Source organism: Acetobacter musti, assembly GCF_011516835.1.
GTDB classification, from domain to species: Bacteria; Pseudomonadota; Alphaproteobacteria; order Acetobacterales; family Acetobacteraceae; genus Acetobacter; species Acetobacter musti.
On the sequence record NZ_WOTB01000002.1, the window covers coordinates 175,105 to 191,214 of the forward strand.

The 16,110-nt window shown below is 62.6% G+C and carries 15 protein-coding genes; 13 read left to right on the forward strand and 2 right to left on the reverse strand.

Annotation, left to right across the window (positions count from 1 at the left end; all coding sequences use genetic code 11):
- Positions 1–31 precede the first annotated feature (31 nt).
- The 6 genes from GOB93_RS02165 (at position 32) to GOB93_RS02190 (ending at position 5,645) form a co-directional block, all read left to right on the forward strand.
- Positions 32–1,444, forward strand: a complete 1,413-nt coding sequence (locus GOB93_RS02165; protein WP_173581876.1) for a leucyl aminopeptidase family protein — start codon at positions 32–34, stop codon at positions 1,442–1,444.
- 152 nt (positions 1,445–1,596) lie between these two features.
- A complete protein-coding gene (locus tag GOB93_RS02170; RefSeq protein ID WP_173581877.1) occupies positions 1,597–2,040 on the forward strand; it encodes a MarR family transcriptional regulator in 444 nt (147 codons plus the stop codon).
- A gap of 540 nt (positions 2,041–2,580) precedes the next feature.
- A complete protein-coding gene (locus GOB93_RS02175; RefSeq protein WP_173581878.1) occupies positions 2,581–3,150 on the forward strand; it encodes a DUF2239 family protein in 570 nt (189 codons plus the stop codon).
- The gene (locus GOB93_RS02180) at positions 3,147–4,550 is read left to right on the forward strand and encodes an MATE family efflux transporter (protein ID WP_173581879.1); all 1,404 of its coding nucleotides are present in this window, start codon (positions 3,147–3,149) and stop codon (positions 4,548–4,550) included. The genes GOB93_RS02175 and GOB93_RS02180 overlap by 4 nt, the downstream gene beginning before the upstream one ends.
- A gap of 74 nt (positions 4,551–4,624) precedes the next feature.
- A complete protein-coding gene (locus tag GOB93_RS02185; protein ID WP_173581880.1) occupies positions 4,625–5,086 on the forward strand; it encodes a DUF4186 domain-containing protein in 462 nt (153 codons plus the stop codon).
- Positions 5,087–5,348: 262 nt separating this feature from the next.
- A complete protein-coding gene (locus GOB93_RS02190) occupies positions 5,349–5,645 on the forward strand; it encodes a hypothetical protein (protein ID WP_173581881.1) in 297 nt (98 codons plus the stop codon).
- Between the two features lie 99 nt (positions 5,646–5,744).
- Here the strand turns inward: GOB93_RS02190 and GOB93_RS02195 are convergent, their stop codons facing one another.
- Positions 5,745–5,909: a hypothetical protein gene (locus GOB93_RS02195; protein WP_173581882.1), complete on the reverse strand. Its 165-nt coding sequence runs from the start codon at positions 5,907–5,909 to the stop codon at positions 5,745–5,747.
- Between the two features lie 267 nt (positions 5,910–6,176).
- Between GOB93_RS02195 and GOB93_RS02200 the strand changes: the two genes are divergently transcribed.
- Positions 6,177–6,620: a hypothetical protein gene (locus tag GOB93_RS02200; protein WP_173581883.1), complete on the forward strand. Its 444-nt coding sequence runs from the start codon at positions 6,177–6,179 to the stop codon at positions 6,618–6,620.
- A gap of 84 nt (positions 6,621–6,704) precedes the next feature.
- Here GOB93_RS02200 and GOB93_RS02205 read toward each other — a convergent pair whose 3' ends face one another.
- Positions 6,705–7,766 carry a glycosyltransferase family 4 protein gene (locus GOB93_RS02205; protein ID WP_173581884.1) on the reverse strand — a complete coding sequence of 354 codons (1,062 nt, stop codon included), beginning with the start codon at positions 7,764–7,766 and terminating at the stop codon, positions 6,705–6,707.
- A gap of 147 nt (positions 7,767–7,913) precedes the next feature.
- Between GOB93_RS02205 and GOB93_RS02210 the strand changes: the two genes are divergently transcribed.
- The 6 genes from GOB93_RS02210 to GOB93_RS02235 all read left to right on the forward strand — a co-directional run bounded on the left by GOB93_RS02210 (position 7,914) and on the right by GOB93_RS02235 (position 16,026).
- A complete protein-coding gene (locus GOB93_RS02210; protein WP_173581885.1) occupies positions 7,914–9,944 on the forward strand; it encodes a polysaccharide biosynthesis protein in 2,031 nt (676 codons plus the stop codon).
- Positions 9,941–11,080, forward strand: a complete 1,140-nt coding sequence (locus GOB93_RS02215; RefSeq protein ID WP_173581886.1) for a DegT/DnrJ/EryC1/StrS family aminotransferase — start codon at positions 9,941–9,943, stop codon at positions 11,078–11,080. Before GOB93_RS02210 ends, GOB93_RS02215 begins: the two co-directional genes overlap by 4 nt.
- A 14-nt stretch (positions 11,081–11,094) precedes the next feature.
- On the forward strand, positions 11,095–11,565 hold the full coding sequence (locus GOB93_RS02220; RefSeq protein WP_173581887.1) for a hypothetical protein: 471 nt from the start codon (positions 11,095–11,097) through the stop codon (positions 11,563–11,565).
- Positions 11,562–12,161, forward strand: coding sequence for an HAD family hydrolase (locus GOB93_RS02225; RefSeq protein WP_173581888.1), 600 nt, complete (start codon positions 11,562–11,564; stop codon positions 12,159–12,161). The genes GOB93_RS02220 and GOB93_RS02225 overlap by 4 nt, the downstream gene beginning before the upstream one ends.
- 513 nt (positions 12,162–12,674) lie before the next feature.
- Positions 12,675–14,696, forward strand: a complete 2,022-nt coding sequence (locus GOB93_RS02230) for an FAD-dependent oxidoreductase (RefSeq protein WP_173581889.1) — start codon at positions 12,675–12,677, stop codon at positions 14,694–14,696.
- A gap of 223 nt (positions 14,697–14,919) precedes the next feature.
- The gene (locus tag GOB93_RS02235; protein ID WP_173581890.1) at positions 14,920–16,026 is read left to right on the forward strand and encodes a Rieske 2Fe-2S domain-containing protein; all 1,107 of its coding nucleotides are present in this window, start codon (positions 14,920–14,922) and stop codon (positions 16,024–16,026) included.
- Positions 16,027–16,110 lie beyond the last annotated feature (84 nt).

The following is a 16,110-nucleotide window of genomic DNA, read 5'->3' on the forward strand; positions in this document are numbered from 1 at the left end:
ACAGACAGAGGCAGCAGCGGAGAAGAGGACGATGGCCGTGAAAGGGCTGAAATGCATCGCGACGGGACGACGGAAAGGCGCTGTCAGTGTGATTCACGGCGTGCGGACCGCCGGCGAGAAAGCGCTCTCGGGTCTGGTCGGCGCGGCGGGCGCCCGTTTCGCGGTAAAAACGGGCTTCATGGCGAAACCGGGGGAACACGCGATCGTGCCGGCCGCGGATGGCGGCATCGCAGCCCTGCTCGGCTTGCCACCGGCCGGAACGGCCGACCCGTTCGTCTTCGGCGCCCTGGCGCGGGCGCTGCCGGAAGGAACATGGCGGTTCGCCCTGCCACCCGATGTAAACGCCGGACAGGCGACACTTGGTTTCGCGCTCGGCGCCTATCGTTTCACCCTCGGTAAGGAGGGAGCGGCATCAGCGACTCTTTACGACGAGTCCCCCGATCCGCTGGCCGTGGAGACAGCGCGTTCGATCTGGCTCGGCCGCGATCTGATCAACCTGCCGGCGAACCTGCTCGGTCCCTCCGAACTGACGGATCACGCCGTCGCGGCCGTGGAGCCGTTCGGTGCGAAGACGAAAGTGATCAAGGGAGCGGCTCTCGAAAAAGCCTATCCGTTACTGGCTCATGTCGGAAACGGATCGGACCGCAAACCACGCGTTGTGCTGGTCAGCTGGGCCGGATCGAAAGCCACAAAGGACGCCCCGCTGCTCTCCCTCGTGGGAAAAGGGGTCTGTTTCGATTCCGGCGGATACGATCTCAAGCCCGCATCGGGCATGTTACGCATGAAAAAGGATATGGGCGGAGCGGCGACCGTGCTCGCCCTCGCGCGCCTGATCATGGCGCGGGATCTGCCCGTCAGACTGGAAATGAGACTGGGCTGCGTTGAAAATTCCGTATCAGGCCACGCCATGCGTCCGCTCGATGTCGTAACGGCGCGAAATGGCCTGACAGTGGAGATCGGCAACACGGATGCGGAGGGGAGGCTGGTAATGGCCGATCTGCTGACCGAGGCAAGCGAGGCGAAACCGTCCCTGCTGCTGGATGTCGCGACCCTGACGGGCGCCGCCCGCGTGGCCCTGGGGCCGGACATTCCGGCCCTGATGTGCAATGATGATGATGTCGCCGCAGCAATGATCAGCGCCGGAACCGCCGTTTCCGATCCTTTATGGCGCCTGCCGCTGTGGGACGGATACCGTGAATGGATGCGGAGTTCTGTCGCGGATGTTAATAATATCTCATCCAGACCATTTGCAGGCGCAATAACAGCGGCTTTGTTTCTTGACCGGTTCGTCAGCTCTGGGGTGCGCTGGGCTCATATCGACAGCTATGCCTGGAACGATCAGACACGCCCCGGACGGCCGGAAGGCGGGGAAATCCCCGGCTTAAGAGCGATTTTTGCATCCCTGCCCCAGGCTCTCCGTCTGACTGATTTATTAAATTCGTGAGAATAACGATGTTGGAAGGCAACTATTCATTTGCTGCGGGTTTAAATCGCTCAGAGACGGTCTATATGACCTCCCAACGATCAACGCCGGCTTGCTGACCGGCTCTTCACGGGACTCCCGGTTCCGTGCTCGGAACAAAGGATACTGAACCCATGGCACAGGCCAGAACAACATCGATCAGAACGGCAGCCGGAAAAGCTGCTTCCGCAAAAACCCAGTCCGGCACAGTTGCGGACGAACTGGTGACCGTCCTGCGCGACACGGTCGTTTCGCTCGTCCGTCGTGACGGTCCCGATCTGTCTTCCCGCCAGCTCGCTGTTTTCCTGACCTGCTATCTGCAGGAAGAAGGCCACACAGTCCGCGGTCTCGCCGCCGAGCTGAACGTGTCGAAACCCGCGATTACCCGTGCGCTGGATCGTCTCGGCGAACTGGACCTCGCACGTCGTAAGGTCGATCCGCTGGATCGCCGCTCGGTGCTCGTTCAGCGTACGCTGAAAGGTGCAGCCTATCTCCGCGAGATTCGTTCCATCATGGGCGAAGCCAGCGCACCGAAGAAGGCTGAGAAAGAGACTCGCGCAGGTCGCCGCGCCGCCTGAACCTGACCGTCAGTCAGCGTTCGGAAAAGGGGTCGCATCGTTCCGGTGCGGCCCCTTTTTTCTTTGGTGTCTGTCTATATTTCTCAAATACGAGTGGCGCGGATGTTTCGGGACTTTGCCCCGGACCCGCAAAGGCACACGTCCCCTCTGATCCCTGTTTTGTTAAAATAAACGAAGTGGCGGAGAGCGTTGCCCAGCATGTCTTCGCGTGACGACCCTCTCCGGACCGCAGAACAGAGTCCTGCCCTGTCTTCATCTGCAAAACAGACCAACGCTTCCTTTGTTCTGAAAATCGTAACGAATTTCAGAACAGATTCCGATTTCCATAACTGTCCGGATACGGTCCCGTCGCTTCGCGCCGGCCTCACAGAATCCGGTAATACATCACACGACCGGGCAGAATATGAACCGTTCGAAAACCGGCAGATGTGACAGGCAACGAATCGGAACTCCGGCAGTCTTCCGACTGTTCAGATCGTAGCTCTCAAATTTCACCCGGGTATAATTGACCCGGTACCGAAAAGACGCCAGATTATCCAGATGAATCGGGGTTATTACGTATTTTCAGGTTCGGTCCTGATCGCGAAAGGCAGTGTGGATGTCATTCGCAAGGCCGTTCGCGCGTATCCGGACGGCTCCGTCATCGTCATTGACGATTATACCGGCCAGGTCACCGATCTTCCTGTTACCGATCTCCCCGGCCATGAAAACACCGGATCAGCCGGCGACGACAGACCACGCCGCGGCCGCCCGAAACTGGGTGTCGTCGCGCGTGAGGTCACTCTGCTCCCCCGGCACTGGGAGTGGCTGACGGCTCAGCCCGGCGGCGCATCGCAGACATTGCGGAGACTGACCGACGCGGCCCGCAAAGAGGATACAGACCGGACCGGTCGCCGTCTCGCCATGGACGCTGCGTTTCGCGTCATGACGACACTTGCCGGTGACGCAACGCATTATGAGGATGCCGTCCGCGCGCTCTACGCCTCCGATATGCCACGGCTCGAACAGATCATCGCGGCATGGCCCGGAGACGTTCAGGACTGTGTCCGCATCTTCATCGCCCGCGCCCTGTCCCGGCAAAGCACGAATCCGGAAACCGTTTCCCGATGACCATTTCGGCCGAACCCGGTCTCCGGCGACGATTCCTGACCATGCTGGGACCGATGATCCTCACCAATATCCTGCAGGCCGCGTCAGGCACGATCAATACCATCTGGGTCGGACAGATTCTCGGCGTTCAGGCCGTGGCAGTCGTGTCTTCGGTCTTTCCGCTGATCCTGCTGATGTTTCCTGTGGTGATCGGCATCGGAAGCGGCGCGAGCGTTCTGATCGGACAGGCCTGGGGAGCGCGGGACAGAGACAGGATGCGCGCCGTCGCGGCAAATGCACTGATTCTGACAGCCTGTCTCGGAACCTTCGTCAGCATGCTCGCCGTTCTGTCGACTCCGGTTCTGCTGCGCGTCCTGAAAGTCCCGGACGCACTCATGGGGAATGCCATTACTTACACGCGTATTCTGATGGCAGGGATGCCGGCGCTGTTCGTGCTCTGGTACGTCACAATGATTTCGCGGGCGGTGGGAGACGCGGTGTCGCCGCTGCGCACCCTCGCCGTCGCGGCCGGCATCTCTCTTTCGGTAACACCTCTGCTGCTCGAATCCTGGCGGCTCGGACTGCCGCATATCGGCGTCGGCGCCGCGGCTTTCGGCTCCGACCTCGCCTGTGTCGCAGCACCGCTCTGGCTTGTCTGGTTCTGGCGCAGGAAAAATCATGCCCTTGCCCCGTCTCACCCGCGTCACTTCAGACTGGATTTTTCATTGTGGCGCTCTGTGCTCGCGATCGGTCTGCCGACAGCAGGACAGATGATCGCGATGGCGCTGGCGGAAATGGCGCTGCTGTCACTGGTCAACCAGCATGGCGCCAGCGCTCTCGCTGCTTACGGCGCCGTAAACCAGATCCTGTCGTGGATTCAGTTTCCCTCACTATCCATCGGTATCACGACAACGATTTTCGCATCCCACCTCATCGGTGCCGGACAGAAGGGCAGAGTCCGTGACGTGGTGCGAACCGGTCTGTTTCTGAATCTCCTGATTACAGGCAGCACGATCGCCTGCGCGTATCTGGCCGGCCCGGTCGTCCTGCGCGTGTTCCTGACCGACCCGGCTGTAAGAGCCACGGCGACGCATCTGCTGTATATCGTGCTGTGGAGTCTGCTGCCTTTTGGTCTCGGTATGGTTTTCAGCGGCGCGCTCCGTGCGGACAAAGTCGTGCTTATCCCGACGGTTCTCGCAATTGCCGCCATTATCGGCGTCGAAGTGCCGGTGGCGTTCCGGCTGGAGCATCGCCTCGGGCTGGAAGGCATCTGGTGGGGATATGCCGCCGGATACGCCGCCGCTCTGACGTTGCAGGGCGGATATTACCTTTATCGGCACAGAGGCGACACCGGCCGAATAGACCTGACGCCGGCAAGGCAGGCGCGACGCGCACATCCGACATCTGACCGGCGGCCATGACGGGACCGGGCCACGCGCTATAATTTCGTGGTGATCAGACTGCTTTCATTCGCGCTGACAGGAGACAGGCCGGAATGAGTGACAGGCCAGAAAATGACAGGTCAGAAAGTGACACGCCGATATGCGACGCGCCGATATCCGGCACGGCCGGGATTCCCGCGACCCTCTGGAGCAGACTGACACGATCCTCGTTCCGTTCGAAATTTCATCTGAACGCGAAGGATCGCGCTTACCTCGAAACACGCGGCCTGCCGACAATCGCCGCCCACGCCGCGGATTTCGTCGAAACCCGTCTCGCTCCGGCAAATCCCGAACGGGACGGACGACAGACCCCCTGGCGCGGGCACCCGGTTTTCGTGGCTCAGCATGCAACCGGCACCTGCTGTCGTTTCTGCCTCGATAAATGGCACGGTTTTCCGAAAGGCGTGACGATGACCGGAAAGCAGCAGAGCTACGTCGTGGCCGTTATCTGCGCCTGGCTGGAGCGTGAGGAAAAAGAAACGTCTTCGGCGGCGCAGGGAAGTCTGGCGCTTTAGAGTTCCGGTATTTTAAACCACATTCCCGTCATGACGGCATAAAAGCGGGATAAGATTTTCAGAAATATACAGAACAGCAATAAAATACATAAGCACGTGAGTGAATTGTTTCTTTTTGATATTGTAATGAAGTGGATCGAGATTCACCGAGACGTTCTGTAACGTTAAATTACAGCATGGCTTCCATGTTCCCATGCTCAATTGCAGTCATCGATTGTCCGGGTTTAGTTTTTTACTGAGTTTAGTTTGTGGAGTTCTGATTATGAAAAAAGTTTTTCTTATGCTCGCGGCGCTTTCCGTCTCCGCTCCTGTCATCGCACATGCTGATGACACGTCCGGCTCATCTTCTGATTCGTCTTCCGGACGCCATCACCGTCACGGTGAGCGCGGTCAGCAGGGCGGCGAGCGTGGCAACGGCGAACGGGGCGGTCAGGATCAGGGCGACAACGGGTCCCGTGGCGAGCGCGGCGGTGAAGATAACAGCCGTGGCGAGCATGGCGGACATCATCGTTCGCATGGTGAACAGAACGGTGAAAACGGCCAGAATTCAGGTAACTGATATTCCGCCAACTGAACTGATGCCGGCTCTGTAAAGTCGCGTCACAGAAACAGACGCCCGCCCGGAAATCCAGGCGGGCGTTGTCGTTTTGTACATCCGTTACAGATAAGGCCGAAGCCGCAGCGCCACATCTCTGCGAACGCCAGCGCTCCCGAACGTCAGCGGAACGATGGTCCCGGCCGGACCGGCAGGCCGCAGCCGCAATGCAGCGAACGTGATGTCCAGGATACGCTCTCCCGGCCGGTAAAAGTCCATCCCTGCCAAAACCCGGTCCTGTCAGGGTGAAGCCGTTAAAGCGGGCCTCTCACAGGGCAGATCCGCCGGAACAGGTCATCTCTTCTCATCTTTTCCGGCAGAATATGCGTGCGCCATGCAATGCGCCTTTCCGGGAATGCATGGGAACTGTGACACAGAGCAGGGCGTTTCAGATACCGACGGTGCAGAAAGACCTCCGCCAGAGTCATGTTTCAGAGGCATGGTTTCTCAGAATCATGGTCTTTCTGCGCTTTGTGAGAGACAAGGAATTCTACTATGCGTTTCGTACCTTTCGCGGCGGCTGCCGCGTTCTCAATGGCCGCATTCGCCGCGCCTGTCATGGCGGCGGAGGCGACGATGGGGACGCCTTCGGGAACCCTGGTGATGACGGCAAAGTCAGCCGATCTGGGTGTCGGCTACACCTGGGGTGACGCGTCGCTGGTCTTCAATCACAAGACATACCACTTCTCGGTGAGCGGTGCGCAGATCGCCGCCGTCGGCTTTTCGGAAGTCACAAGCAAAGGCACGGTCTACAACCTGCACAGGGCCTCCGATTTCGCCGGCACCTTCGCCGCGGCGAATGGTGAAGCCACCCTTGGCAACGGTCTCGGCGGCGCCGTGCTGGAAAACAAGAACGGCGTCCGGATCAAAATCGAAAGCACCGCGAAAGGCGCCCGTCTTTCCGCCGGCGGTCAGGGTCTGACATTCACGCCGAAATAACTGTCTTCCATCTGACAGCGCCAGAGGGCCGGAGGCAGCGATGCTTCCGGCCCGCCTGTCTGTACGCCATCCGTCCGCACGCGGTCACCAGCGACCGACAGGATGCCGCTTCACCCGCCAGAGAACGAAAGCGGTCCACAGCAACTGAGGCAGCGCCACCAGAGCGAGAGTAATCGCCACGCCTCCGATCCCTTCGGACGGGCGAAAGCCGGGCATGGCCGTCATCGCAAACGCACAGCCGCCCCAGATGACGAATCCCCAGTGAACCAGGGAAACGGCTGTCTTCGGCACGCCGGAACGGTAAGCGACCTGGTAGAGATGACCACGATGCGCCTCGAGAATTTTTTCGCCGGCAAGCGCGCGCCGGATCAGAGTGATCGTCACATCGTAGAGCAGGCCGCCGGTCAGACACGGCACAAGCAGCGCGGCACGCAGATCGGGCGGAAGCGCCATCGGGCCATGAGTCGCAAGCGAAAGCGCCGCGGCGCCGATGAGCAGACCGCCGCTCTGACTGCCGACATCGCCGAGGAAAATCCGGGCATTCGGGAAATTGAAAGGCAGGAACGCCAGCAGCCCGAAAGCGGTCAGGGCGGACGCCACGCGCAGATCCTGACTGTCACCCGGCCAGAAAGGCAGTGCGAGAGCAAGAAAGGACAGGCAGAGCACCCCGGAGACAAGCCCGTTCAGCCCGTCCATGAAATTGACGGTATTGGCGACAAAAACGAGCCAGCCCACAGACAGAACCGCCGCGACACACAGAGCGGTGATACCCGTGAAACCATCCACAGGCAGCGCGGTCAGGGTTACGATAACGGCCGCGAGAATCTGGGCCGCGAGTTTGATCAGCGGCGACCACTGATACACATCGTCGAGCCAGGAGACGATCGCCAGAAGCGTCACCGCGCTCCACAGACCGCCGACCTCCATCGTCAGAGGCGGCAGGCCGCAAAGCCCGCGCAGCGGCACAAGAAACAGCAGGAACGCGACGACGACGCCCACACCGCCGCCCTTTGGCGTCGGACTGGCATGCGCACTGCGATGCCCGGGGATATCGATGACCGCGACAGCGATCATCCGCCGGATGAGCAGGGAGGACGTTCCATACGCGGCGAACAGAACAAGCAGAGGAAGATACAGGTGAAACATAACGGGCAGGCTGGCCGCAGCGGTAAGCGGGCGCCCGGCGGAAAGCCGGACATCCGGAGAATGAAAGACGGCTCGTCCCGAACGGGATGAAGAAACCGGTAATGGCTTCTTCTGGCCGGCGCATAGCTGGGCTATAGGACCAGCGTGATGGTCCCGCAACGCCCGGACGTCGCACCGGGAAGCTCCCGGCTGCGGCCCCTCAACCGCATTCTGGTCAACGTCCTGCTCGACGGCAGCGTCGCGGCCCTTGCGGCGCCGCTGGCACGCTGGCTCGCCGCCCCGCGCGACGGACTGCTCCATCCGCTCTGGTTTCTCGCCGGCGGCGCGATCACGCTGATCGTCAGCGGTGTGCCGTTCCGGATGCCGCAGCAATACTGGCGGTTCTCAGGCATCTCCGACCTGCTCGGCATCGCCGGCGCTTCCGTCGCCAGCGCCGCGCTTTTCACTGCCGGCCTGCTGATAACCGGCTTTCCTCTGCCAAGCCCGACCTTCCCGATCATTTACGCGGCGACACTCATTGTCATGCTCGGCGGCCTGCGCACCGCCTATCGCCTGACCAGCGGCCTCAGACGGCGCGGCCTGACACAGCGCAGGGTCGTGCTGGTGGGCGCCGATCAGGTCGCGGATATTTTCCTGCGGGCCATCGACCGCAATCCGGCGTCCGGCGTACGGGTCACCGGCCTGATCGGACAGGGAACACACCAGGCCGGCCGCCGGATTCACAACGTGCCGATCCTGGGCCACGTCACCGACATCGCGGCGCTGCTGGACGGCATGGCGCGACGGAATGCCCTGCCGGAAAGCCTCGTGATCACCGATCCGAATTTTCGCGGCGAGGGTCTCGCACGGGTGCTGTCCGCCGCCGAAGCCCATGGCATCGCGGTGATGCGCGCCCCGGTCCTGACCACGCTGACTCCGGCGGCGCGCGTCGAACTGCGCCCCGTGGCGATCGAGGATCTGCTGAACCGCCCCCAGGTGCCGCTGGACAAAGCCGGCATGGAACGCCTGATCCGCGACCAGGTGGTGCTCGTGACCGGCGCCGGCGGCACGATCGGCTCGGAACTGGCGCGGCAGATCGCCGGCTTCGCCCCGAAACATCTGGTCCTGCTCGATCACGGTGAATTCGCCCTGTGGCAGATCGATGTCGAACTCGGTGAACTGACACCGGATATACCGCGCAGCGTGGTCGTGGCCGATATCCGTGACGCGGAACGCATCGACGCCGTCTTCGCGCAGTACCGTCCCGCCCTCGTGTTCCATGCCGCCGCACTCAAACATGTGCCGATCGTCGAGCAGAATCCCTGCGAAGGCCTTCTGACCAACATCGTCGGCACGCGCATCGTGGCCGACGCGGCGCGTCTGCATGCCGCACGGGCAATGGTCGTGATCTCCACCGACAAGGCCGTCAATCCGTCGAGCCTGATGGGCGCGAGCAAACGCGCGGCGGAGATGTACTGCCAGGCCCTGGATATCGCCGCCCGGGCCTCAGGCCGCGCCGACGCCATGCGCTGTGTCACGGTGCGGTTCGGCAACGTGCTCGGTTCGACCGGCTCCGTCGTGCCGCTGTTCCGGCGCCAGCTTGAGCGCGGCGGCCCGCTGACCGTCACCCATCCCGATATGCGGCGCTATTTCATGACCGTGCCGGAAGCGGTGGGGCTGGTCCTGCAGGCCAGCGTGCGCGGCGCGGACGCGAACGGTTTCGCGCACGACGTCGCCTCCGGCGCCGCGCAGGAACGGGAAGCCGGCCGCTCGGCCGGAACCGACGCGTTGTTGCGGGATGGCGGCATCTTCGTGCTGGACATGGGCAAGCCGGTAAAGATCGTCGATCTGGCCCGCCAGATGATCCGTCTCGCCGGGCTGCGTCCGGATGAAGATGTCGCGATCCGGTTTACGGGACTGCGCCCCGGTGAGAAGCTGTTCGAGGAACTGTTCCACGGCCGCGAGGCGCCGGTGCCCACGGACGCGCCCGGCCTGCTGATCGCAACGCCGCGCGTCGTGGATCAGGCCGAAGTCGGCGCGGCGGTGGACCGCATCGCCGTTCTGGCGCATGCCGGGGATGCGGCCGGCGCTATTGCGGCGCTGACGGCACTCGTGCCGGAATTCGATCACAATGCGACCGGGGAGGCACGAAGCGCCGTGGCCGACGCGGCGCAGGACAGGGAGAATCTTGTTTCATGACCATAACGTCCGGCGCACCTCCCATCGCTTTCCTCGATCTCCCGGCCCAGCAGCGCCGGCTCGGCGTGAAGCTGAAACAGCGGGTCGACACGGTGATGCAGCATTGCCGCTTCGTCCTCGGTCCCGAAGTCACGGAGCTGGAAGAGAAACTCGCAACCTATGGCGGCGCGGCGCACTGCGTGGGCGTCTCCTCCGGCACGGACGCCATCCAGATCGTCATGATGGCGGAAAATATCGGCCCCGGCGATGCGGTCTTCCTGCCGGCCTTCACCTACACGGCCACGGCGGAAGTGCCGCTGCTTCTCGGTGCGACGCCGGTCTTCGTCGATGTCGACCCCGAAACATACCAGATCGATCCGGTGAACCTGCGGGAACGGATCGAAAAGGTTCGCAAGGACGGAAAGCTGAAGCCGCGCGCCATCGTGGGCGTGGACCTGTTCGGCCTGCCCGCGCCCTGGGAAGTGCTGCGTCAGATCGCGGCGGAATACGAACTGTTCCTGATGGATGACTGCGCCCAGGCCTTCGGCGCCTCCTATCAGGGCCACAAGCTCGGCCACGAGGCCGCCGCGACGACCCTGTCCTTTTTCCCTTCCAAACCGCTGGGCGGCTATGGCGACGGCGGTGCGATTCTCACCGATGACGCCGACAAGGCCGAGCTCTACCGCTCGCTGCGCAGCCACGGTGAGGGCAAAACCCGTTACGAAGTCCTGCGCACCGGCATCAACGGCCGTCTCGACACGCTGCAGGCGGCCGTCCTGCTCGCAAAGCTGGAAGGTTTCGAGGAAGAACTGATCCGCCGCGATGACATCGCACAGGCCTACACGGCCGGGCTGGAAGACATCGTGGTGGCCCCGGCGGATGTAGAGGACTGCCAGAGCGCCTGGGCGATCTACTCGATCCTGCTGAAGGATTCTGACGAGCGCGCCACGACCCAGGCCCGCCTGAAGGACGCCGGTGTGCCGTCAGCGATCTATTACCCGCTGCCCCTGCATAAACAGCCCGCCTATCGCAGCCATCATGACGGCGTGGCCCTGCCTGTTTCGGAATCGCTGTCACAGCGTATTCTGGCGCTCCCGATTCACCCCGAACTGACCGACGCGGAGGTCGCCCGCGTGATCGCCGCCGTGCGAGGCTGAAGGATCTGACGACTATGAGAAAGGAAACGGCGTTCATTCTCGCCTTCCTGACATTCACCCTTGGTACGGCGTTCGTCATCTGGATGTTCGCGCTGCCCAACTTTGTCGCCGTCTCGTTCCCTCACGTGACAGGCGGAAAGATCGCCGTCGGCCCGATGCGCCACGAACGGACGCTGACACAGCAGGAAATCGCGACCCTCAATGACTGGCTGCAGAATCATCAGAGCGGCTGGGGTCCGCTGAGCACGACGCCTCCTTCAAGCGGTGACGCCCGCATGGAGCTCACGGCGGAAAAGGATGGCAAACCCGATCCGATCGTGCTGACGCTCTGGACAGGCATCAGTGCCGCGGACTGGAACAAGACCGTGTTCGTGGAGACACCGGACGGCTCGAAAGTCCGCACGGAGACCTTCCGTGGCAGGGAATTCGACGTTCTGCAGCACATGGTGGACGGGAACAGTTATCAGCGCTCGGCCTTCCCATGATCGATATCCCGGCCGGCACCGAAGCCCTGATTTTCGACTGCGACGGCACGCTGGTCGATACGCTGCCGCTTTATCTGAAAGCATGGCAGGCGGCATTGCAGGAAGTCGCCGGCATCGATGCTGACGCGGACTGGTTCCGGGGACGCGGCGGCTATTCGGAACAGATGCTGCTGAGCGCGGTCGAAAAATCCTTCGGCGTGACGGTCGACCGGAAGGCCGTTATCGCCGAAACCCGCCGGCGTGTCCGCGAAACCCTCACGGATGTCCGCTGCAACGTTCCCGTGATCACCATCGTCCGGGAATGGGCGGGCCGTCTGCCGCTCGCCGTGGCTTCCAGCGGATCGCGCGAGGTGGTCGAAGCCTCGCTCGCGGCAATCGGTCTCTCCGATGTGTTTTCCGCCGTCGTGACGATCGAGGATGTGGAACACCCCAAGCCGGCGCCCGATATCTATCTGCTCGCGGCCAGGAAGCTGGACGTCAGCGCCGGTCGGTGCGTGGTGTTCGAGGACAGCGACGAAGGACTGAAAGCCGCCCGCGCCGCAGGAATGACGACGATGGATGTCCGTCCCTGTTCCTCGTTTCACGTCAGCGCATGAACCCCGCGCAGGAGGAGACACGCTGCTCCTCCTGTAACGCGCCAATGCCATGTCTCGGCTCCGAAGCGTGCTGGTGCATGAAGCGCGACGCCGTACTGCCCGTACCGGAAGAAGGCACGGAAACCGGGTGTCTGTGTCCGGTCTGTCTGGACAGGGCCATCGCCGGAAAAGAACAGCATCCGTCCCGGAAACCCGGATAAACCGGTCCGGCAGAACGCCGCGATCCACACCCGGCATTACACATCACCCGGAATACACAACCGGCACATGGCGTGACGGCTGACGCGGCACCATCCTGACAGTTATATCTTTCGGAAACAGAACAGGGTTCTGCCACGTTTCCGAAAGGGACCGCAGAACTCTGCACCGGTTTCCAGATTAACAGACCAGACTCAAAGGACCGGCATCCTTGCAAAACGCGTAACAAAACCCCGAAAAGCCGCCCCGTAAGTGTCGGCAAAACATCTCCCGACATCAGTAATCAACGTCACCGCTGCATAAAGGACGAGCGCCATGACGCGCTATCCGGCCCTGCTTTCTCCTCTCAGTCTCGGTTTCACCTCGCTTAAAAACCGCATCATCATGGGATCGATGCATGTCGGCCTGGAAGACGCGCCGGACGGCTTCGGACGCCTCGCCGCGTTTTACGCCGAGCGCGCCGCAGGCGGCGTCGGGCTGATCGTCACCGGCGGTATCGCCCCCGACGATGCCGGACGGCCCGACCCGCACAGCGCGGCCCTGACCACGGAAGCGCAGGCGCTGCGCCATCGCGTCGTGACCGATGCCGTCCATGCCAGCGGCGGAAAGATCGCATTGCAGATCCTGCATTTCGGCCGCTACGCTGCTCACCCCGGCCTGGTCGCTCCCGGCGCAATCCAGGCGCCGATCAGCCCCTTCATGCCGCACGCGCTGAGCACTGAAGAGACGGAACAGACAGTCGAAGCCTTCGTCCGCTGCGCGACGCTCGCCCGCCTCGCGGGATATGACGGCGTCGAAATCATGGGCTCGGAAGGGTATCTGATCAACGAGTTCATCGTGTCCCGCACCAGTAACCGCACCGATGAATGGGGCGGCTTCTATGACAACAGAATGCGCTTTCCGGTCGAAATCGTCCGGCGCGTGCGCGAAGCGACCGGTCCGGACTTCATCCTGATCTATCGCCTTTCCATGCTCGATCTGGTGCCCGGCGGCTCGACATTTGATGAGGTCGTGCGCCTGGGGCAGGCCGTCGAAGCGGCCGGGGCCAGCATCATCAATACCGGAATCGGCTGGCATGAGGCGCGTATCCCCACAATCGCCACCAGCGTGCCGCGCGCGGCATTCGCCTGGGTGACGAAACGGCTCCGGCAGCACGTCACGCTCCCGGTCGTGGCGACCAATCGCATCAACGCGCCGGACGTGGCCGAGAGCCTTCTCGCCGAAGGCTATTGCGATCTCGTCTCGATGGCCCGCCCCCTCCTCGCCGACCCGCTCTTCGTACGGAAGACGCAGGACAACCGCGCCGACGAGATCAATACCTGCATCGCCTGCAATCAGGCCTGCCTCGACCATGTCTTCGCCGGAAAGATCGCGTCGTGCCTCGTCAATCCGCGCGCCTGTCACGAGACGGAACTGGTGATCGCTCCGGCCACGCGGCGCAGGCGGATCGCGGTGGTCGGCGCCGGTCCCGCCGGGCTGAGCTGCGCCGTCACGGCGGCGGCACGCGGTCATGACGTCACCCTCTATGAAGCCGGCCCGGATATCGGCGGCCAGTTCAATATCGCGAAGAAGATCCCCGGCAAGGAAGAATTCCACAGCACGCTGCGGTATTTCCACCGGCAGATCGGACTGACCGGCGTCACCCTCAGATCCGGAACCCGCACCGATGCGAAAATGCTGCTGCGCGAGGCATTCGACGAGATCGTTCTCGCAACCGGAGTAACTCCGCGTATTCCCGATATCGACGGCATCGGCCTGGAAAAGGTGCTGACCTATGTCGATGTCGTCCGCGATGAACGCCCGGTCGGAGACCGCGTCGCGGTGATCGGGGCGGGCGGGATCGGCTTCGATGTCTCGGAATATCTCTCCCGGACAGGAGAAAGCGCGACCCTGAATCCGGCCCTGTTCAACGCAGAATGGGGCATCGACCCGGATTATCGCGCCCCCGGCGGCCTCGGTGAAGCCCGGGTCGAACCGTCCGGACGCCATATCACGCTGCTCCAGCGGAAACCGGGCAAACCGGGCGAGGGGCTCGGCAGAACGACAGGATGGATTCACCGGGCGGAGCTGAAGGCGCGCGGCGTAGCCGCCCTGTCCGGCGTCACATATCACCGGATCGATGAGGCCGGCCTCCATGTGACCCAGGACGGGCAGCCTCGCGTGATCCCGGCGGATACGGTCGTGCTCTGCGCGGGACAGGAACCGCTGCGGGATCTCTGGAAACCTCTGACCGACGCCGGATGCATGGTGCATCTGATCGGCGGCGCCGACGTGGCAGCGGAACTCGATGCAAAGCGCGCCATTGATCAGGGCACCCGCCTGGCGGCCCGCCTGTAACCGTCCGGAATGACCGCTTCCCGGAAGTGAGTCCGCCCGGTCACTTCCGGAATATTCCCCTCTGTTCCGTGTCACATCGGCGCTCCGACAGTATCGGGACATTGCAAATTGTAAAAAAGACCGGTTCCGGCAGGAAACTCCTCTCTCCCGCCCGCCCGGTTCAGTCCTTCTTTACCCGGACATCCGATGACTGTGCCTGTTCAGCAGGAGGAGTGCCGGGACCGTGGCGCCATATCCATTTTCCGCGAGCGACAGGCCTTATCCCCGACAGCAATGGTACATCGCCGCCTGGAGCCGGGAACTCGGCCCCGCGCCGCTGATGCGGAAAATCCTCGGCCAGGACATGATCCTGTATCGCAGCGCGGCCGGGCGCGCGGTCGCCGTATCCGGACTGTGCCCGCACCGGCGGATGCCGCTGACCACCGCCCGGATCGTCGACGACGAAATCATCTGCCCGTATCACGGCGCCGCCTTTGATACGACAGGGCATTGTTCCCGGCTGCCGTTTCAGTCGCATGTTCCGCGCGGAATGGATCTCACGTCCTTTGCCGTCGTCGAACAGGGACCTCTGATCTGGATCTGGGGCGGAGACGCAGCCGGTGCCGATCTCAGCCGGCTGCCTGATACGGCTTCCCTCGGGCTGTCAGGTGAGGGCAGGGAACTGTTCGGCTGCGGACTGCGCCACGTCCGGGCACGGTCGCAGATCGTGCTTGAGAACGTGTTCGATCATTCGCATATCAGCTTCACCCACCACGCCTCCCTGGGCACCCGCTCGGCGGCGGAAGGACCGCCCCGGACCGTCGATATCACCGACCGTCCCGGTTACCTGGCCTTCCGTCATTCATCGCCGCTGCGCCCGTCGGACGAGGTCATGCAGACGCTGTTTCCCGGCATCGGTCCTTTCATGCGCGTGGATTTCCGCGTCGAGCTGTTCGGCGTCGGGCTGGTCAATACCGTGGGAACCGAAAGCGTTTCCTGCGACGATCAGGGCCGGAGCCTGGCGGTGGTGGGGCGGATGAACTTTCTGCATGGCATTACGCCGGAGACCGACACCACAACCCATTATTTTCTCGGCGGCACCCGGGATTTCGGGCTTGAAAACCAGCACTACACCAGAGAACTGGCGGAGCGGAACGCCCGCGTCGTCGATGAGGACATCAGGCTTCTGGAAGCAATAGAAACCCATCTCGACGGTGTGGATGCACGGAATGAACCAAACTTCACGACGGACGCCGCCGCCATTCGCGTACGTCGCCGGATCGAAAAGCTGCTGGAAGACGAGACGGAGCGCGCACCCGTAATCCCCGCGAAAGCCACGGAAACCGTATGACGGCGAAGCGGAACGGCTTCGTCGCCGGCTGAACACCCCCGTCGCATCAGACCGATATCCCGTCGCCAGGCTTCTGCCGGTCAA